Genomic DNA, 20,370 nt, shown 5'->3' with positions numbered 1-20,370 from the left:
GCTATAACGCAGATATAGCCTAGTCTATACCTGCGTTTAAATATAATATTTTCTTTAACAAAATTTTCGGGAGGTAATTATGAATACTAGCGGAAGCGAAATTAAAATACTTGCAGGAAATGCGTCGAAAGAGTTAGCTCAAAAAGTAGCTGATTACATAGGTGTACCAATGGCAAAATGCGAAGTTGGGACATTTAGCGATGGAGAAATATCTGTAAATATAAGTGAAACAGTAAGAGGTTGTGATGTTTTCGTAATACAATCAACTAATAGCCCAGTAAATGATAACTTAATGGAGCTATTAATAATGATAGATGCATTAAGAAGAGCATCTGCAGGTAGAGTAACTGCTGTTATACCATACTATGGATACGCAAGACAAGACAGAAAGGCTAAGGCTAGAGATCCAATTACAGCTAAATTAGTTGCAAACTTAATAACTGCAGCAGGAGCAGATAGAGTTTTAACTATGGATTTACATGCGGCACAAATACAAGGATATTTTGATATACCATTAGATCACTTACAAGGTGGAACAATATTAGCTGACTATTTCAACACAAAAGAAATAGAAGACTTAGTAGTAGTTTCGCCAGACTTAGGAAGTGTTACAAGATCTAGAAAGTTTGCCAATACTTTAAACGGAGATGTTCCGATAGCAATAATAGATAAGAGAAGACCAAAAGCGAATGTATGTGAGGTGATGAATATAATCGGTGAGGTTAAAGGTAAGAATGTTATATTATTAGATGACATGATAGATACAGCAGGTACAATAGTGAATGCAGCTAATGCTCTTAAAGAATTTGGGGCAAAAGATGTATATGCATGTTGTACACACGGAGTTTTATCAGGTCCAGCTATAGAAAGAATAGAGAATTCAGCTATAAGTGAGTTAATAGTACTTGATACTATACAACTTCCTGAAGAAAAGAAAATTGACAAGATAAAAGTGAAAAGTGTAGCTTCTTTATTTGGAGACGCAATAAAGAAAATATTTGCTAATGAATCAGTAAGTCAATTATTTTAATATTAAAATCAAATAAAAAAGAGTTCATTTATTTATAAATGAACTCTTTTTTTGCTTAAATCTTAAGATAACATTTTAAATTTTATCTAATTTTTATATATTTCCTAGGAAAATATTTGTATATCTGAACTCAATATAGAAATAATCTTAAAAGAGATGCAAATAAATCGTAGGAGGTAGATTATGGATATATTTGATATTTTAATAAACGCTAGTGATTTAGGAGCGTCAGATGTACATATAAATTCTAAATGCGAACCGATAGCTAGGGTGAATGGAAAGTTTATAAAAATTTCAAATGAATTATTAAGCAAGTCAGATACTGAAAAAATGGCTAATGAATTAATAGGGATTCAAAAATTTAATGAGATTAAAGAATTAGGAGAATATGATTTTTCTATCTCAATAAAGAACTTATATAGATTTAGAGTTAATATATATAAACAACAAGATAGTTATGCGATTGCTGCAAGAATAATAAATTCCAAAATTCCTGATCTTGAAATATTAGGATTACCCAATGTTGTAAAAGAATTTGCAAAGAAAGAAAATGGGCTGGTTTTAGTTACAGGGCCAACGGGAAGTGGAAAAAGCACAACATTAGCAAGTATATTGGACTCTATTAATAAAAATTTTCAAAAACACATAATAACACTAGAAGATCCAATAGAGTACATTTACAATAGAAAAAACAGTATTATATCTCAAAGGGAAATAGGTAAAGATACAAAAAATTTTAAATCTGGATTAAAATCAGTTCTTAGGCAAGATCCAGATGTTATTCTTATAGGAGAGATTAGAGATGAAGAAACATTAGCTACAGCTTTAACAGCAGCAGAAACTGGGCATTTAGTTTTTTCAACATTACATACTATTGGAGCAGCTCAAACAATAGATAGAATTATAGATATGTTTCAAGCTAATCAACAAAATCAAATTAGGATGCAACTATCAAGTGTATGTGAGGGTATAATTTCACAACAACTTATACCTAATATAAATAATGAAGGTATGGTGGCGGCTACTGAGGTAATGGTATCTACATCCGCTATAAAAAACTTAATAAGAGATTCAAAAACTCATCAGATTTCAAATATTATACAAACTGGATCTAAAAATGGAATGCAACTTATGGATCAAGATTTAGTAAATTTATTTAAAAGAAGGAAAATTTCAAAAGAAAGTGTAATAAATAGATGTATAGATTTAGAATATACGAAACGATTAATTGGATTAGAATTTTAGCAAGATGTTAATAATTAAAATATCCTGCTATTAGTACTTAAATTATGATGAAAATAATATTAATGAGTTTATTAATGGTACAAATAATAATATTTTTTTTAGATGAGGTATTTAAAATTGATTTAAAAGATAATAAAATAAAAATATTTTTATATGTTATAATACCTATAATTATCTATATGTTATACGTGAAACTAGGATTAAGCAAAGAATTTATAATGTACGCAATACTAATAGGTTTTTTAATAGTGATATCTATAGTGGACTATTATACAATGTATATATACGATATAACTACGATTAGTGGTATAATAGTGCAAGGATTTATTATATTGATAACAAGAGGAATAATAATAGATCATTTGATGGGATTAGTATTTGGATTTATGATTCCGTATATAGTGGTAAAAATAACGAAAGGTGTAGGCTCAGGAGATATAGGAGTCTATGCTTTGTGCTGTTTTTGTATAGGAATAGAAAAGTGCATATATATAATACCTATATCTTTTATAATTGGGGGTATATATGGTATGTATATGTTGATTACGAAAAAGAAGCGTGTAGGATCGTATGTTCCTCTTGCACCATGGATTTCTTTGAGTACATTGGCTGTGATATTTTTAGAGCAAAACAGTATGTTACTAATATAAAAATTTTAAAGTAAGTTTTAAATTGAAACAAGATATAAGGAGGAATGAAAATGTATGTAATAGTAGGATTAGGAAACCCAGGAAAACAATATGAAAACACAAGACATAACGTTGGATTTAATGTTATAGATATTTTGGCAAAGGAATATGGCATAAGCGTAACGAAAATAAAACATAAGGCCCTTATAGGTGAAGGTAGAGTAGGAGCTGAAAAAGTTTTATTGGTAAAACCACAAACGTACATGAATTTAAGTGGAGAAACTTTAATTGATATATATAATTACTATAAAGTAGATTCAGAAAATATAGTTGTTATATACGATGATATAGACTTAGATGTTGGAAAAATAAGAATAAGAAAAAAAGGTAGTGGCGGAACTCATAATGGAATGAGATCTATATTAAAATGCTTAGGGACTAATGAGTTTCCAAGAATTAGAGTTGGAGTATCAAAGCCAAGACCAGGACAGGACTTAGCAGATTTTGTGTTATCTAGATTTAGAAAAGAAGAGTCAGAAAATATTCAAGATGGCTTAGAAAAAGCTGCTAAATCTGTTGATTGTATGATTAGAGAAAATATAGATTTAGCAATGAATAAATATAATGGTTAGTTTATAAGGGGGATTTGAATATGTCTGATATTTTTATATCTCCTTTGCAAAATTCTAAAGAATATAAAGACATAATAAATAATATTGAAAATAATAAAAGTGCATTGCTTGTAAATGGATTATTACAAGCTCAGAAATCCAATATAGCTTACTCTATATTTAGTGATTTAAAGAAGCAAATTTTATATGTTGCAAATACTGATTTAGAAGCTAAAAAAGTATATGAAGATTTATGTTTTTATATGAAGGATAAAGTGGATTATTTAAGTTCACAAGATATCTATTTTTATCATTTAGATGCAAAGGATAGAAATGAAGAAGCAAAGAAATTAAAAGTACTTTTAAAGATGATAAGCAGAGAAAATACAATTATAGTGACATCTGCAGAAGCTATTCTTAGAAAGTATATACCTAAAGATGTTTTAAAGGAAAATATTTTTACCTATAAAATAGGCGATGTAGTAGATTTAGATGAATTATCAAAAAAGCTAGTTTCTCTAGGATATGAAAGAGTATCTAAAATAGAAGGATTTGGACAGTTCAGTGTGAGAGGTGGAATAATAGATATATTCTCTTTAGAATATGATACACCTGTACGTATAGAACTATTTGATGATGAAATTGAATCTATAAGAACTTTTGATGTTTTTACTCAAAAATCTATAAAGAAAATAAAAAAATGTACAATAACACCATCAAGGGAATTTATATATCCTGAGGATGTAAATTCTACTATTGAGAAAATAAAAAAAGATACTCATAAATTTACGGATGACGATGTATATAAAAGTTTAGATAATATAGCGAGTAAAACGTATTTTGAAGGTGTAGAAAATTATATAGATTATATGTATGAGGAAGAAAACAAAAGCATCTTTACTTACTTAAAAGAAGATGCAATAGTATTTATAAATGACTTATCTCGTTTGAAAGAAAGATGTGAAAATTACACATCAGAGTTTAAAGAAAATTATAAGTTAAATCTAGAAAGAGGATTAGCTTTAAAAGAACAAGGTAAACTTCTTTATCATTATTCAGATTTAGAATATTTAGTAGAAGAGAAAAAATTGATATTAAATATGTTATTAACTAAAGCTGTTAAGGAATTCAACATAGGAAGTATAGTTAATTTTGAAAGTAGAGAAATACCTACTTTTAATGGAAAGATAGACATTCTAGCAGAAGAATTAAATAGATTAAAATATAATGGACATAAAATTCTTTTAGCAACTAACACATATGATAGAGCTAAAAAATTAAACAAGGAACTATTAAATTTAGGAACAGAAAGTATTTTATCTAGAAAAAGAGATATAGATATTCAATCATCACAAATTGTTATAGTTGTAGGTAATATAACGTCAGGTTTCCAATATAAGTCTATAAAATTTGATGTTATAACCGATAAAGAAATGATAGGCTCAAACAAAAGAGCTAAAACAGTGAAAAATAAAAAATCTAATAAAGGCCAAAAGATAGAAAGTTTCTTAGATTTAAATGTTGGAGACTATGTTGTACATGAAAACAGCGGGGTTGGTAGATATGTAGGTATAGATCAACTAAGTGTGAATGGTGTAAAAAAAGATTATATGAGAGTTGTATATCAAGGTGGAGATAATTTATATGTACCTATAGACCAAATGGATAAGATACAGAAGTTTATAGGTTCAGATACAGAAAAAATTAAATTAAATAAACTTGGTAGCAATGAATGGTCAAAGGCTAAAGCTAAAGTAAAAAAAGAAATAGAAGACATGACCAAAGATTTAGTAGAACTATATGCAAGAAGAGAAAAAATAAAAGGATACAAGTTTAGCAAAGATACTTTATGGCAAGGTGAATTTGAAACTTTATTCCCGTATCAAGAAACAGATGACCAAATAAAAGCTATAGAAGAAACTAAAAAGGATATGGAGTCTAACAAAGTAATGGATAGACTTATATGCGGTGATGTTGGTTACGGAAAGACAGAAGTAGCTATAAGAGCTATTTTTAAGGCTTGTATGGACCAAAAACAAGTTGCAGTATTAGTTCCTACTACAATACTTGCTCAGCAGCATTACAATACGTTTAGAGCTAGGTTTGAAAATTACCCTATAAGAGTTGAGGTATTAAGTAGATTTAAGACTCCAAAAGAGCAAAAACAAATAATTGAGGATGCTAGAAAAGGATTGGTAGACGTAATTATAGGAACTCACAGAATAATATCTAAAGATATAGATCTTCCTAATTTAGGATTAGTGGTAATTGATGAAGAACAAAGATTTGGGGTAAAACATAAGGAATCTTTAAAAAAGATAAAATCGACAGTAGATGTTTTAACATTATCAGCAACACCTATACCTAGAACTTTACACATGTCTCTAAGTGGAATAAGAGATATGAGTGTTATAGAAGAACCACCTCAAGAGAGATATCCAGTTATAACATATGTTGTAGAAGGTAAAGAGAGTATAATACAAGATGAGATAGAAAGAGAAATCGCTAGGGATGGTCAAGTATTTTTTGTATATAATAGAGTTGAAAGAATAGATGAAATGGCCAGTATGATTCAAAAATTAGTTCCAGATGCTAAAATAGCTGTTGCTCATGGAAGGATGACTGGTAAAGAGTTAGAAAATATTATATTAGGATTTTTAAATAAAGAATACAATGTTCTTGTATGTACAACTATAATAGAAACTGGGATGGATATATCTAACGCTAATACCATGATAGTTTATGATGCTGATAAGATGGGATTAGCTCAACTATATCAGCTAAGGGGTAGAGTTGGAAGAAGTAATAGGCAAGGATATGCTTACTTTATGTATGAAAAGGATAAAGTTTTAAGTGAAATTGCAGAAAAAAGATTAAAAGCCATCAAAGAGTTTACTGAGTTTGGATCAGGGTTTAAAATTGCTATGAGAGACTTAGAAATTAGAGGAGCAGGAAATATACTAGGACCACAACAACATGGACATATGGCTGTTATTGGATATGATTTATATGTTAAAATGTTAAATGATGCAATAAGAAAGGTAAAAGGAGAAATAGTAGAGGAAGAAATAGATGTAGAAATAGATTTACCTGTAAATGCATACATTCCTGATAGCTATATAGAAGATGAAATTATAAAAATTGAAATGTACAAAAAAATTGCTTCTATAGAAAATGAAGAAGATTTAAATGATATAAAAGATGAGTTAGAGGATAGGTTCTCTGATATTCCGAAATCTGTAAATGCACTTATGTCTATTGCGTACATGAAAACATTATGTAAAAAGTTAGGTATAGAAAAAGTTAGAATGGCAAAAGATGAAATTATTCTTTTACCGCAAACTAGATACAAAACTAAGGAAAAAAATGGATATAAGATAATTTTAGAATTAGAAAACATACTTGAGCAAATGTGTAATTCAAAAAAATAAAAAAATTAGAGAGGATGTTGAAATTGAAAAAAATAATATCGTTAATAATGGTAGTTCTTTTAGGGGTAGCTATGACTGCATGTGGTAATGAAAAGCCTGTAGCAGTCGTAAATGGAGTTGAAATAACTGCATCTGATTATAAAAAGACAGTTGAGACTTATAAAGAATCTATTTCTAAAATGTATGGTAAAGATTTATGGAACCAAGAAATTAAAGAGGGTGTAAAATACAAAGATGAAATGAAAAAAGCTATTTTACAACAAATGGTACAAGAGCAAGTTATATATCAACAAGCAAAAAAAGATAAATTAGAAGCTAAACAATCAGAGGTTGATAAACAATTTAAACAATTAAAAGAAAGTGTAAAACAAGATAAAGATTATGAAAAATTCTTAAAAGACAATGGTATCGATGATGAATTTTTAAAAGCTCAATTAGAAAAAGACATAACTATACAAAATTTTAAAAATAACTTTGATAAAAACACAAAAATAAGTGAAGCTGAAATGAAAAAGTACTATGAAGAAAATAAAAACAATTATGTAGATGATGAAGTTAGAGCATCTCATATATTAATATCAACAGTTGACCAAAAAACTAATAAACCTCTTTCAGAAGAAAAACAGAAAGAAGCTAAGAAAAAAGCTGACGATCTTTATGAAAAAGTTAAGTCAGGAGGAGATTTTGCTAAGCTTGCTAAAGAAAATTCAGATGATAAAGGTTCTGCAGCTAAAGGTGGAGATTTAGGATTCTTCTCAAAAGGTCAAATGGTTCCAGAATTTGAAAAAGCTGCATTTGCAATGGATAAAGGTGATATATCTAATGTAGTAAAAACTCAATATGGATATCATATAATAAAAGTAACTGATAAAAAGTATAAAGAATATACATTTGATGAAGTTAAAGATAATATAAAACAAAACTTACTATATCAAAAATATACTGAAAAAGTTAAACAGTTAACAGATAAGGCAGATGTTGAAACAAATGAAAAAGAAGCTCTAAAAATTAACATATAAAAAAACCTATACCATTATTATAATGGTATAGGTTTTTTTTGTATATTTTTCTTAACGTTGGTAAAAATAAGTTCAAAGTTACTAATGGAGGTATTAATCTGATATGAGAGCTACAGGAATAGTTAGAAGAATAGATGACCTTGGAAGAGTTGTTATACCAAAGGAAATAAGAAAAACTCTAAGAATTAGAGAAGGAGATCCTTTAGAAATATTTACAGCTAAAGATGGAGAAGTAATATTAAAAAAATACTCTCCAATTGGAGAGCTTAATGAATTTTCTCAAGAATATGCAGAAACTTTGGGAGAAACTCTAGGTCATGGAGTTGTGGTAACAGATTTAGATTCAATAATAGCTGTATCTAAATTACCTAAAAAAGATTACAAAGAAAAAAGTATAAGTAGGGAATTAGAAGATCTTATAGAAAACAGAATTTCTACTCATGTAAAAGATAACAAATTAGTTGCACTATACAAAGATGATTCTATGGACTATAAAATGCAAATAATAATGCCTATAGTTAGTTCATCTGGCGATTGTATAGGATCTATATGTTTAGTGTCTAAGGATGAAGCAGGGCTAAATGATAGTGATGAGAAACTACTTAAAGTTGCAGCTAATTTTTTAGGTAAACAAGTTCAATAGTATTTTTTAAAAGACCCTTTAATGAAGGGTCTTTTAAAGTTTGCAAGGTAATTATTGAATCTACAATAACATATATGTTATATTAGAGTTTGTTATACAACATAATATGGAGGGGAATTATGAGTAACAATAAGGGAAAAGATTCATTCTTGAAAGGGGCATTAATACTAGGATTAGCAGGAATCTTAGTTAAAATAATAGGTGGATTTTTTAGGATACCTGTTGGAAATTTAATTGGGGCAGAAGGTATGGGTTATTATCAAGCAGCATATCCTGTATATACCTTTTTTTTAATTTTGGCAACTGCAGGGTTTCCAACTGCACTAGCTAAATTAGTTTCAGAAAAAATGGCTATAGGTAACTATAAAGGAGCACATAAGGTATTTAAAGTATCTCATTGTGTACTGACAATAACAGGATTTGTATCATTTTGTATATTTTTCTTTGGAGCAGACTTTATAGTAAATGATATAATGAAAAATCCAGGCGCAAAATATGCAATGATTGCTATTTCACCAGCTCTTTTATTTGTTCCGTCGATGTCATCTTATAGAGGATATTTTCAAGGAAGAAGAGAAATGACTCACATAGCAATTTCTCAAATAATTGAACAGCTTTTCAGAGTTATATTAGGAATAACGTTGGCTTACCTTTTTATGAACAGTCTTGGGCCAAACCCTGGACCAGAACAAGGTGCAGCGGGAGCTATAATTGGTGCTACTATAGGTGCTATAGCATCTATTATATATTTGATAATAGCTTATTTATTTAAATTAAAAACTATAAAAAGAGAAATAAAATCAAGTAAAAAATTTAGAGAAGAAAGTGTATCTAGGATACTAAAAAAATTATTAGTAGTAGCTATACCTATAACTATAGGAGCAGCTGTTATGCCACTAGTAAATATGGTAGATACTGTAATTGTTATAAGGAGATTAGTAGAAGCTGGTTTTAGCCAAACTGAGGCAAATGTAATGTTTGGGCAATTAACAGGAATGGCTATGGCTATAATAAACTTACCAGCAGTTATAACAGTTGCTATGAGTATGAGTTTAGTACCAACAATATCACAAGCGTATGCTGTAGGAAATAGAGCTAGAGCGATAAAAGAAACTAAAAGTGCTATAAAAGTAACGTTAATGATTGTTTTACCAGCAGCTTTTGGGATGGCATCTTTAGCACATCCTATAATGAAACTTTTATTTCCAGCACAACCAGATTCAGTTGGGACTATATTATTAGTTTTAACACCTTGTGTAGTATTTTTAGGGCTTATACAGAGCTTAAATGGTATACTTCAAGGAATGGGAAAACCTATGGTTCCTGTTATTTGTTTAGTGATAGGAATGGCTTTTAAAATAGCAATTAGTTACACTTTGACAGCAATACCAGAGATAAATGTTATAGGTTCTGCATTAGGGACTGTAACTGCTTATTTTGTAGCTGCTATGCTTGAACTAATTTACATAAAAAAGGCAATGAATATGAGATTGTCAGTTAAAACATTCTTTATAAAACCATTAATAATTGTATTGATTATGTTTATATCAGTAAAATTAAGTTATAGTTTTATGGTAGGAATGTTAGGAAATACTTTATCGACGGTAGTATCAATAGCTATTGGAGGTATAATTTATATAATTTTTACAATAGCATTAGGTGGAATAAGAAAAAAAGAATTATTAAGTATGCCTAAAGGAGACAAAGTTTATAAAGTTCTTAAAAAACTAAAACTTATGAAATAATGTATATATATATGTAAATAAAGGAAATACTTATAAAAGTAATTTCCTTTATTTTTACATGATAAGGAGAATTTTATATGGGAAAAATAACTATAGTAGGTCTTGGACCAGGAGAATATTCTTTAATAAGTCAAGGTGCATTAGATGCTTTAAAAAATAGCTCTAGAGTTTTTCTTAGAACAGAAAAACACCCTATAATTGATAAGTTAAAGAATGAGATAAAATATACATCTTTAGATTATTTTTATAATCAAGATGAAAACTTTGATAATGTTTATAACAATATATCAAATTTTATAATTGAAGAATCGCAAAATGGAGATCTTGTATATGCAGTACCTGGACATCCTAGGGTTGCAGAAAAGACTGTAGGTATAATTGCTGGGATTGCGCATAGAAAAGGCGTAGAAGTGGAAATAATAGCTTCTATGAGCTTTGTAGATGCTATGTTTAACTATTTAGAAGTCGATCCATCTGAGGGATTTAAATTAGTAGATGCATTTGAAATTGAAAATAGCTATATAGATACAAATACTAGCATGATAATTACTCAAATTTATGATAGATTTATAGCATCAAATGTAAAGTTAGCATTAATGGAAAATTATGATGATGAACAAGAAATATGTATAGTAAAAGCTGCAGGCGTTAAAGCTTTAGAAAGCAAAAAGTATGTTAAACTATATGAACTTGATAGAAATGACAATGAATTTGATTATTTAACAAGTTTATATATTCCAAAATCTGATAAAACTATGTATAATACAGTAAAAGATCTAGAAAACATAGTTGAGCAACTTAGAGGAGAAAATGGATGTGATTGGGATAAAAAACAAACGCATAAATCTCTCAAAGCTCATATAATTGAAGAAGCATATGAACTTGGACAAGCTATAGATAATGATGATATTGATGAAATGATAGAAGAACTAGGTGATATTTTACTTCATGTTGTTTTTCACTCACAAATAGGTAAAGAGGAAGGCTACTTCGATTTAAAAGAAATTACTAATAGTATTTGTGAAAAATTAATATTTAGGCATCCTCATGTATTTAAAAATGAAGAAGTGGATATGAATACATATGACAAAACTTGGGAAGAGTTAAAAAAGAAGGAAAAAGGTGAATCTACGATAACAGAAGGATTGAAAAGAATTCCAAATAGTTTACCGGCACTAACAAAGGCTAAAAAAGTGCAATATAAGGCATCTTTGGTAGGGTTTGACTGGGATGATATTAACGATGTTTTTAAAAAAATTGTAGAAGAATATAAAGAATTACTTGACGAACACAAACAAGGAAATATAAAATACATAAAGGAAGAACTAGGAGATTTACTATTCTCTATAGTTAATCTTGCTAGATTTTTAGATATAAATCCAGAAGAAGCATTGAACTTGACTACTGAAAAATTTGTAAATAGATTTGAATTTATAGAAAATAGAGCTATAAGTTTAAATAGACAATTAGAAGATATGTCATTAGCAGAGATGGATGAAATTTGGAATGAATCTAAAAAAATTTAGTAAGCAGAAGGTATTTTGTTAAAAATCTAGAATTTTATCTAATATTGATTATAAAATTCTATAATATAAACTTTTAGGAGGTAAGTAACGTGAATAAAGCTGAATTAGTAGCAAAAATGGCAGAAAAGAGTGAATTAACAAAGAAGGAAGCAGAAGCAGCATTAAATGCTTTCATGAAATCAGTTGAAGAAGCATTAGTATCAGGAGAAAAAGTTCAATTAGTAGGATTTGGAACTTTCGAAACTAGAGAAAGAGCAGCAAGACAAGGAAGAAACCCAAGAAACCCAGAAGAAGTTATAGATATACCAGCTTCTAAGGCACCAGTTTTCAAAGCTGGAAAGGGATTAAAAGATATAATAAATGGATAATTTTATTTATATTTAAAAGTGTGGATTTTCCACACTTTTTCTATATAAGGAGGTTTTCATAGATGAGATTAGATAAATTTTTAAAGGTTTCAAGAATAATAAAAAGAAGAACAGTGGCTAAAGAGGCTTGTGATAAAGGGATAGTTACTATAAACGGTAAGTTAGCTAAATCATCATCAGAAGTTAATATAGGAGATATTCTTGAAATTCAATTTGGTGAAAAACTAATGAAATTTGAAATAAAAGAAATAAAAGAGCATGTATTAAAAAATGATGCTAAAGAAATGTTTGAGATAATAGAATAAATTTTAAATATCCCTCGTATATTTATATTAGGTTAATTATAAAGATTTAATATGGAGGGATATTATGGAACATAGTATAAGCTTAAACAATCGATCAAGTTTAACTATTTCTGGAGTAGAGCATATATACTCTTTCAATGATAAAAAAGTAGAAATAAGAACTACATCTGGAGATATGATTGTAGATGGAGAAAATTTAGACATGAGTAAGCTTAGTATAGACGAAAAAGTTATTACTGTGACAGGGACTATAAATGGAATAAATTACAGTAAAGCTAAGGAACCTCAAGAAAATTTCTTTAAGAAGTTATTTAAATAATGATACCATTCACTCAGGACCTCGGAGCATTTTTTGCAACGATATATGGTGGAATATTTATAGGGGTTTTATTTGATCTATACAGGGCTTTTAAACAAAACTTTAATATAATAAAAATTTTCTCGTTTTTTTATGATGTATTATTTTGGATAATTGTGACTTTGCTTGTTTTTGTGACTATAAATGTTATAGAATCCTTTGATTTAAGATATTATCATTTCATTGCTTTATTTATAGGATTTATTATTTATTATAATACTATCAGTAAATTCATACTAAAAGTATTAAATAAATCAATAGGATTTGTTATTAACACTATAAGACGAATTTTAGTATGTACGTGCAAGATTTCGGTTAATTTGTATTACGTTATAATCTACTCAATACACTTATTATTTGATACTATATTTTATATACCTAATTTAATTTTAAGAATGGCGATGTTCATGAAATGTAAGGTAGGTAAATTAAAAAGAGTAAAAGTTAAATCGTAAGGAGAGAGATTATGAACAAAAGAAAAAAATTTTTAGGTCAATATCTAATTGTTGGAATGTTTTTATCTTTTTTAGTAATGTCACTTATAGGTGGGTTTACGACTCAAATTTTTAAATCTGTTAAATATAACAATGAAATTGCTTCTTTGAAAAAAGAAATAAAAAACACAGAAAAAGAGATTAAAGGATTAAAAGAATCCAAGAAAAGCTTAGATGATGATAAATATGTAGAGGACATAGCTAGAAATAGATTGAAAATGGTAAAGCCAGATGAAATAATATATGTAGATATAAATAGAGGAAGTAATTAAATACTTCCTCTATTTATATCTACATTTTTTAAATTACATTAATAGGAGGTTATTTAATTGAAATTAGGAGCTATAGATATAGGAACAAATTCTATGAGATTGTTAGTTGCAGATTATATAGATGGTAAACTTTTAAATAGAGAAAAGTTTGTAAACACGACTAGAATTGGACAAGGTGTAGACAGTGAAGGGTATATATCAAAAGAAGCTATAGAAAGAAATATTGAAGCTTTAAAGGAGTTTTCGGTTTTAGCAAAATCTAAAGGCTGTAAAGAATTATACTGTATAGGGACATCGGCATTAAGAGACAGCAAAAATAAATTGGATTTTGTGAATAGAGCAAAAAAAGAATTAAATATAGATGTAGATATAATAAGTGGAGAAAAAGAGTCTAATTTAGGCTTTGCAGGGGTTTTACAGGGTCTAGAAGATAAAGAAGGCATATTAGCTATAGATATAGGAGGAGGTTCTACAGAATTTATTTTAGGAGGTTTTGAAGGGATCGAATTCTGTAAAAGTGAAAACGTTGGAGCTTTAAGAATGACTGAGAAATTTTTAAAGCAGGATCCTATATGTGAATTAGAATTTGAAAATATGGAAAAATTTATATTTGAAACTATAAATGAAACTCTTAATAAATTAAAAAAAGAAAATATAAAATCTGTAGTTGGTATCGGAGGTACAATAACTTCTGTTTCAGCTATGAATCAGGAATTAGAAACATACTCGATGGAAAAAATCCATGAAAGTGAAATATGCAAAAAAGATTTAGATAATATTTTACAAAATTTAAAAAAGATGACATTAAATGATAAGAAAAACTTAAAAGGGCTACAACCAAAAAGAGCGGATATTATAACAGCTGGTGTAGCAATTTTAAATTTAATAATGAAAAACTTAGAAAAAGAAAAAATTATAGTAAGTGAATACGATAATTTGGAAGGGTTATTATGTCAAAATGCAAAAAAAATGTCTTAATATTATAATGTATTAGCTACCTATTATGACAAAAAAGATATCTCCCATTTGTTACAATTTCAGTATGAAAATAACAGGGGGAGGTTTTTTTATGGAAAGAAGTATAGCGGTTAATAAAAGAAATTTAGTTTTTAAAAATATAGGACAAGTTAATTTTTTAGATACAAATACACTTGTTTTATGTTTATTTGGATTTTTACTTAGTAGAGCTATGGTTGTGGATAATATAGCCCCATTAGGGGTAGCTTTTTTCTTATGTGTATCTATTATAGATAAGTATAAATTTCCTGTATTTATAGCTACTTTAGCAGGTACGGTATTATCGTTTAATCAAGTACCTAATATTATAAAATACTCAATTTGTATAATTATTATTCAAATTGTTTCTAGTCATATTAAAAATATAAAATCGATAAATAAGATATCGATTATAGGAACCTTAATAATGATTCCTATATCTATTGGACAAGCTCTTATATTTGGTAGTTACGTATATAATTTAAGTATAGCTTTAGTTGAATGTATTCTAATGTTTGTTGGAACGTATATTTTTTCTTATGGAGTAGCTGTTATAAATAAAAGGGCTTCAAGGACTGTAACTTCTAATGAAGAAATAGTAGCTTTAACAATCATTGTAATATTTAGCATAATGGGAATAGGGGAAGTATCTTTGCTCGGTATATCTATTAGAAATGTTTTAACAACAATGACTATATTAATATTATCTATTACAGGTGGTGCAGCACTAGGTGCATCTAGTGGAGTTATAATTGGGTTGGTTTATTTCATAAATAATCTTGTATCTAGTATGTATATGGGTATTTATGCATTTGCAGGACTTATTTCAGGTGGATTTAATAAAGTTAACAAGTATTTAAGTATCGCGGGATATATAGTAGGTTGGAGTTTGATTTATATTTACACCTCTGGAATAGGATCTAATATTATGGAAGTAAGAGATATTTTAATAGCCAGTGTATTAGTAATACTTATTCCTGATAAGGTAATAAAAGGAATAGAAAAAACTATAAAAGGTAATGGTGGGCTTAAAGATGGAGTTGAAGATTATTTAGCTAGGAATAGAGAAATAACTAATAATAGATTAAGAGGGATGTATAAAACTTATTCAGACTTAGCAAATACTTTTGATAGAGTCAGAGAAAAGGAAAAAATATTAGATCAAAAAGATATCGCACACATAATAGATATGGTACATAATGATGAGTGTAAAAATTGTGGAATGAGAAGAAGATGCTGGGATTCTAAATTTAATTATACTTATACAATGCTGAATAGGATATTAGAAGAGCTAGAGGACAGTGGTGAAATTTATTTAGAAAATATACCTATTGATTTTAAAAAGGATTGTATAAAGCCTGAAAGTATTGTTAAGGCATCTAATTATTATTATAAGATGTTTGCATTAGACTATAGTTGGGAGCAAAAATTCTCTGAAAATAGGAAATTAGTAGCAAATCAAATAAGATATATGTCTAAATCAATTGAAAGTATGGCTAAAGAATTAGACAAAGATATAACATTCGATATGGAGATGGAAAAAAATTTACTTGTTGAATTAGATAGAAATAATATAAGTGTGAAAAAACTTAATTATATATCTACAGATAGCAATGATTTTGAAGTCTTGATAGAAAAAGAAGCTTGCAGTGATAATAAATTATGTGAAAGAAAAATAACTAATATTATATCTAATGTTTTAGGAGAAGAGTTAGTTGCAAGGAAAGTTGGATGTACCTGTACAGGAGGACAATGTAAAATAAAATTAACTAAAAGGCAAGAATTTAAAATTGCAACAGAAGTTTCGAATATGTCTAAAGATGGATATATAATTTCAGGAGATAATTACACTTATATGGAAGTATCAGATGGTAAATATATGATAGCTATAAGTGATGGAATGGGTAAAGGAAGAAAGGCATATGAAGAATCATCTGTAACTATAGATATACTAGAAAACATGATGGACTCTAACATAGATGAAGAAATAATAATCGACACTATAAATAATATATTGATGCTTAAATCATCAGATGAGATGTTTTCAACATTAGACTTAGGAATTGTTGATTTAAATAAAGGAGTATTAAATACTATTAAAATGGGAGCTTGTTCAACTTATATAAAAAGGAGTAATGGAGAAATAGAGCTTATATCTAGTGCTTCGTTGCCAGTAGGAATACTATCAGATATAAATATAGACAGAGATAGCAGAAAATTAAAGGATGGAGATTATATAATTATGGTTTCTGATGGAATTGTTGATGCTGGAAAAAACAAAAACTTAGGTGACAATTGGCTTATATATTTTTTAAAAGGATTAGAGACAACTAATCCAAAAGAAATTTCAAATGAGATTTTAAATAGAGCTCTGGATATACAAAATAATAATATTCATGATGATATGACGGTACTTGTGAGTAAAGTATTTAAACATTAAATCTATAAATCCACAAGTTATACACAAAATGTTAATAAAATGTGGATAAAATGTGGATATATATATAGCGTTTAAAGCTGTGAATATGTTGAAATTACAATATTCGACAAAATATGTATAAATTTAAAAATAATTCTAACAATTTTAACTAGAAAACAGTAATTTAAAAATAAATAAATATCAACAAAAAAATATAAAAAATGTTAATAACTATGCATAATATGTGGATAATAACACGATAAAATGTATAAATACGAAAAAATTTGTATAAAATATGTTGAAAAATTAACATTTTAAACATGTGAATATGTTGATAATTATGTGGATAATTTTCAAAATACTTATTTTCCAAAAACTGAATAATATAAATTCAAAAAGACATCCTAATACTAATAATCTTAGTGAAAGGATGGCTTTTTATGGGGAAAAATATGTATAGAGTAATAACTATAGTCATTGCAGTTATATTATTTGCATCTATTTTATTGAAACGAGATATAAATGGAAACAGTGAAGCTTTTAGTGAAAAAGCACTTGAAATGATAAATGATACTAATAAAAAAGAACCTTCTAAAAATGATAAAAAAGAAGAAGAAAAAAAACCAACAAAATTTACTACTTGGGATATATCTAAATTATATAAAAGTAATAGTGATTGGAAAAAAAATCTAAGTAAATTTAGTAAAGAAATTAAAGAGTTAGAAAATTATGTTGGAAAAGTAACCAAATCTCAAAAACATTTACTATATGCATTAAATATAAAAGAAGAGTTAGATTCAGAATTAGAAAAATTAAGTGCATATGTATCTTTAAATAGCGATATTAACAATAAATCTTATGACTATTTAAATATGAATGAAAGTTTGAATAAAGTATATAAAGAATATAGTTTTATTTGTTCTAATTTAGAATTAGAAATTTTAAAACTATCAAATAAAGATTTTAAAGATATAATGAAAAATGAAAAAATATCAAGTAAGTATAGTATGTATTTAAATGATATCAGAAGGAACAAAAAGCATTATCTAAATTCTAAGGAAGAAGAAATTTTGAGTAATATAAGTGATATAGCTTCTTTACCTAAAGAAGTATATGATCTTTTTATGAATATGGATAAAAAATCAAACTTAAATCCATCGCAATATTCATTAGCACTAGAAAGTTCTAATCGAGAAGAAAGAAAAAAAGCTTATGAAAATGAATCTCTACAGTACAATGATAATATAAATATGTTATCAGGATTATTTATAGGACAAGTTAAGAAAAATATTTTTTACTCAAATACTAGAGGTTATAAAAATTCAAGAGATATGTATATGTCAGGTGATGATATAGATCCTAAAGTTTATGATGAACTTATAAATACGGTTGATAATAATTTAGGAAGTTTGCATAAATATATAGGTTTAAGAAAAAAAGTATTGAACTTAGATAAAGTTTACTCATATGATATGCATGCTCCAATTATAAACCCAGTAGATGAGTATATTCCATATGAAAAAGCACAAAGTATTGTATATGCATCGTTGAATCCCTTAGGTAAAGAATATGGAGATATACTTTATAAAGCTTTCAATGAACGATGGGTGGATGTATATTCTAATGATAATAAAGTAAGTGGAGCATATTGTTTATCTGTATATGATAGTCACCCGTATGTTTTAATGAATTATAGCGGAAATTTAGATTCTGTATCTACTTTATCTCATGAATTAGGACATGCTGTGTATGGGTATATGAGTTCAAAGAATCAAAATTATTTAAATTCAAAACCTAGTATTTTTACTCATGAAGTAGCATCTATAACTAATGAAGCTATGTTATATGAAATGTTAATAAAAAATACTCAAAATAAAGATGAAAAAGCTTATTATATAACTCAGTATTTAGATTTAATAAAGAATACTTTGTTTGTACAAACCATGTATGCGGAATTTGAGTACAAAGTTCATCAAAAGGTTGAAAGTGGAGAAGTTGTAAATGTATTAGTACTAAATGATATATGGGGAGAACTTTTACAAAAATATTATGGTAAAGATTTTGGAGTAGACCAATTGTCTAAAGTTGGTTGGTCAAAAATACCACATTTTTACAATAGTTTCTATGTTTATAAATATGCTACAGGATGTAGCGCGGGAATTGCATTTTCTCAAGATATAATTAAAAATGGGCCTGAAAATTATTTATCATTCCTTAAAAAAGGAGGCTCTAACTATCCGATAGAGCTATTGAAAGAGAGTGGTATAAATCTTTACAGTACTAAACCTATAGAACAAACTACTGAAAAATTTAATTCTTTAGTATCAGAGTTAGAAAAGCTCTTAATAAATTAAGGATAGAAGTAATTGAGAAATAGTGGTAGAATATATTAAAAAGTCCTTGTAATTTAAGGACTTTTTAAACTTTTAGTTTAGGTTAATTTATAAGTAATACATAATGTTTAAAATTGATAAGGTAATAACTTTGTAAAAACTAAAGATCAAAAGGATATTCAAAGGTATTAATCTTACTTACAGGATTGTAAATATAAGGAGGTAAAACATGAAACTATTTATAGATACTGCAAATGTAGATGAAATAAAAGAAATAAACTCTTGGGGAGTTATAGAAGGTGTTACAACTAACCCTTCATTAATAGCTAAAGAAGGAAGAGTTTTTGAAAATGTAGTTAAGGAAATAACTCAAATTGTAGATGGACCAATATCTGCAGAAGTTATCTCAATGGATAGCGAAGGAATGATAAAAGAAGGCGAAGAGTTAAGTAAAATTCATGAAAATATAGTAATAAAGATACCTATGTGTGCAGAAGGATTAAAAGCTGTATCAGCTTTACACAAAAAAGGAATAAAAACTAATGTAACTTTAATATTCTCATCAAACCAAGCATTATTAGCAGCTAAAGCAGGTGCTTCTTATGTAAGTCCTTTTGTTGGTAGATTAGATGATATAGGTCAAGAAGGAATAATGTTAATAGAAGAAGTTGCTGAAATATTTAGCATACATGGTATAGAAACTGAAATAATATCAGCTAGTATAAGACATCCTCAACATGTTTTAACTTCAGCTAAGGCAGGTGCTGATATATCAACTGTTCCTTACAAAGTTTTTAAACAAATGTTAGGACATCCTATGACGGATATAGGTATAGAAAAATTCTTAAAAGACTGGGAAACTGTACCTAAGAACTAATAAAAAGGCGATAATTTTTAAATTATCGCTTTTTTTATGTCTTTTTATAACTATATAACATACTAAAAC

Annotated in this window: 18 protein-coding genes; all 18 read left to right on the top strand. The window is 27.7% G+C overall.

What is annotated here, in order from left to right; genetic code table 11:
- Positions 1-79: 79 nt before the first annotated feature.
- The 18 genes from RWY47_RS13115 to fsa all read left to right on the top strand — a co-directional run bounded on the left by RWY47_RS13115 (position 80) and on the right by fsa (position 20,301).
- Positions 80-1,030 (top strand): ribose-phosphate diphosphokinase, encoded by a 951-nt coding sequence (locus RWY47_RS13115; protein ID WP_021430390.1) that lies wholly within the window; start codon positions 80-82, stop codon positions 1,028-1,030.
- 183 nt (positions 1,031-1,213) lie between these two features.
- The gene (locus tag RWY47_RS13110; RefSeq protein ID WP_224171027.1) at positions 1,214-2,275 is read left to right on the top strand and encodes a type IV pilus twitching motility protein PilT; all 1,062 of its coding nucleotides are present in this window, start codon (positions 1,214-1,216) and stop codon (positions 2,273-2,275) included.
- Between the two features lie 74 nt (positions 2,276-2,349).
- Complete coding sequence (locus tag RWY47_RS13105; protein ID WP_316030348.1) at positions 2,350-2,925, top strand: prepilin peptidase; 576 nt, start codon at positions 2,350-2,352, stop codon at positions 2,923-2,925.
- A gap of 50 nt (positions 2,926-2,975) precedes the next feature.
- Entirely contained in the window at positions 2,976-3,536 is a 561-nt protein-coding gene (gene pth, locus RWY47_RS13100) for an aminoacyl-tRNA hydrolase (RefSeq protein WP_224171028.1), read from the top strand.
- 20 nt (positions 3,537-3,556) lie between these two features.
- Complete coding sequence (gene mfd / locus RWY47_RS13095) at positions 3,557-6,946, top strand: transcription-repair coupling factor (protein WP_224171029.1); 3,390 nt, start codon at positions 3,557-3,559, stop codon at positions 6,944-6,946.
- A gap of 23 nt (positions 6,947-6,969) precedes the next feature.
- The gene (locus RWY47_RS13090) at positions 6,970-7,965 is read left to right on the top strand and encodes a peptidylprolyl isomerase (protein ID WP_021430413.1); all 996 of its coding nucleotides are present in this window, start codon (positions 6,970-6,972) and stop codon (positions 7,963-7,965) included.
- A gap of 103 nt (positions 7,966-8,068) precedes the next feature.
- Entirely contained in the window at positions 8,069-8,608 is a 540-nt protein-coding gene (locus tag RWY47_RS13085; protein WP_021430424.1) for a stage V sporulation T C-terminal domain-containing protein, read from the top strand.
- A gap of 119 nt (positions 8,609-8,727) precedes the next feature.
- Entirely contained in the window at positions 8,728-10,353 is a 1,626-nt protein-coding gene (locus tag RWY47_RS13080; protein ID WP_224171031.1) for a putative polysaccharide biosynthesis protein, read from the top strand.
- Between the two features lie 77 nt (positions 10,354-10,430).
- Complete coding sequence (mazG, locus tag RWY47_RS13075) at positions 10,431-11,879, top strand: nucleoside triphosphate pyrophosphohydrolase (protein ID WP_025161980.1); 1,449 nt, start codon at positions 10,431-10,433, stop codon at positions 11,877-11,879.
- An 89-nt stretch (positions 11,880-11,968) separates the two neighbouring features.
- Entirely contained in the window at positions 11,969-12,247 is a 279-nt protein-coding gene (locus RWY47_RS13070; RefSeq protein WP_021430423.1) for an HU family DNA-binding protein, read from the top strand.
- 62 nt (positions 12,248-12,309) lie between these two features.
- Positions 12,310-12,552, top strand: coding sequence for an RNA-binding S4 domain-containing protein (locus RWY47_RS13065; RefSeq protein WP_021430396.1), 243 nt, complete (start codon positions 12,310-12,312; stop codon positions 12,550-12,552).
- A 64-nt stretch (positions 12,553-12,616) separates the two neighbouring features.
- Positions 12,617-12,871 carry a sporulation protein YabP gene (yabP, locus tag RWY47_RS13060; RefSeq protein ID WP_021430372.1) on the top strand — a complete coding sequence of 85 codons (255 nt, stop codon included), beginning with the start codon at positions 12,617-12,619 and terminating at the stop codon, positions 12,869-12,871.
- Positions 12,871-13,365 carry a spore cortex biosynthesis protein YabQ gene (gene yabQ, locus RWY47_RS18135; RefSeq protein ID WP_025161981.1) on the top strand — a complete coding sequence of 165 codons (495 nt, stop codon included), beginning with the start codon at positions 12,871-12,873 and terminating at the stop codon, positions 13,363-13,365. The genes yabP and yabQ overlap by 1 nt, the downstream gene beginning before the upstream one ends.
- 11 nt (positions 13,366-13,376) lie before the next feature.
- Complete coding sequence (locus RWY47_RS13050; RefSeq protein ID WP_021430388.1) at positions 13,377-13,676, top strand: FtsB family cell division protein; 300 nt, start codon at positions 13,377-13,379, stop codon at positions 13,674-13,676.
- 57 nt (positions 13,677-13,733) lie between these two features.
- Positions 13,734-14,654: a Ppx/GppA phosphatase family protein gene (locus tag RWY47_RS13045; protein WP_150886804.1), complete on the top strand. Its 921-nt coding sequence runs from the start codon at positions 13,734-13,736 to the stop codon at positions 14,652-14,654.
- A 91-nt stretch (positions 14,655-14,745) separates the two neighbouring features.
- Positions 14,746-17,112, top strand: a complete 2,367-nt coding sequence (gene spoIIE / locus RWY47_RS13040) for a stage II sporulation protein E (protein WP_150886805.1) — start codon at positions 14,746-14,748, stop codon at positions 17,110-17,112.
- Between the two features lie 419 nt (positions 17,113-17,531).
- On the top strand, positions 17,532-19,445 hold the full coding sequence (pepF, locus tag RWY47_RS13035; protein WP_150886806.1) for an oligoendopeptidase F: 1,914 nt from the start codon (positions 17,532-17,534) through the stop codon (positions 19,443-19,445).
- 208 nt (positions 19,446-19,653) lie between these two features.
- Complete coding sequence (gene fsa / locus RWY47_RS13030) at positions 19,654-20,301, top strand: fructose-6-phosphate aldolase (RefSeq protein WP_021430419.1); 648 nt, start codon at positions 19,654-19,656, stop codon at positions 20,299-20,301.
- Positions 20,302-20,370 lie beyond the last annotated feature (69 nt).

The organism is Paraclostridium sp. MRS3W1, assembly GCF_032465715.1.
In the GTDB taxonomy this organism is placed as follows: Bacteria; Bacillota; Clostridia; order Peptostreptococcales; family Peptostreptococcaceae; genus Paraclostridium; species Paraclostridium dentum.
Note: the sequence above shows the minus strand (reverse complement) of the source record. Positions and strands in the feature narration are given on the sequence as shown.

Coding starts and splice junctions, on each gene's coding strand:
- RWY47_RS13115 (WP_021430390.1), top strand. CDS start 80: ATGAATACTAGCGGAAGCGAAATTAAAATACTTGCAGGAAATGCGTCG.
- RWY47_RS13110 (WP_224171027.1), top strand. CDS start 1,214: ATGGATATATTTGATATTTTAATAAACGCTAGTGATTTAGGAGCGTCA.
- RWY47_RS13105 (WP_316030348.1), top strand. CDS start 2,350: ATGGTACAAATAATAATATTTTTTTTAGATGAGGTATTTAAAATTGAT.
- pth (WP_224171028.1), top strand. CDS start 2,976: ATGTATGTAATAGTAGGATTAGGAAACCCAGGAAAACAATATGAAAAC.
- mfd (WP_224171029.1), top strand. CDS start 3,557: ATGTCTGATATTTTTATATCTCCTTTGCAAAATTCTAAAGAATATAAA.
- RWY47_RS13085 (WP_021430424.1), top strand. CDS start 8,069: ATGAGAGCTACAGGAATAGTTAGAAGAATAGATGACCTTGGAAGAGTT.
- RWY47_RS13080 (WP_224171031.1), top strand. CDS start 8,728: ATGAGTAACAATAAGGGAAAAGATTCATTCTTGAAAGGGGCATTAATA.
- mazG (WP_025161980.1), top strand. CDS start 10,431: ATGGGAAAAATAACTATAGTAGGTCTTGGACCAGGAGAATATTCTTTA.
- RWY47_RS13065 (WP_021430396.1), top strand. CDS start 12,310: ATGAGATTAGATAAATTTTTAAAGGTTTCAAGAATAATAAAAAGAAGA.
- yabP (WP_021430372.1), top strand. CDS start 12,617: ATGGAACATAGTATAAGCTTAAACAATCGATCAAGTTTAACTATTTCT.
- yabQ (WP_025161981.1), top strand. CDS start 12,871: ATGATACCATTCACTCAGGACCTCGGAGCATTTTTTGCAACGATATAT.
- RWY47_RS13050 (WP_021430388.1), top strand. CDS start 13,377: ATGAACAAAAGAAAAAAATTTTTAGGTCAATATCTAATTGTTGGAATG.
- spoIIE (WP_150886805.1), top strand. CDS start 14,746: ATGGAAAGAAGTATAGCGGTTAATAAAAGAAATTTAGTTTTTAAAAAT.
- pepF (WP_150886806.1), top strand. CDS start 17,532: ATGGGGAAAAATATGTATAGAGTAATAACTATAGTCATTGCAGTTATA.
- fsa (WP_021430419.1), top strand. CDS start 19,654: ATGAAACTATTTATAGATACTGCAAATGTAGATGAAATAAAAGAAATA.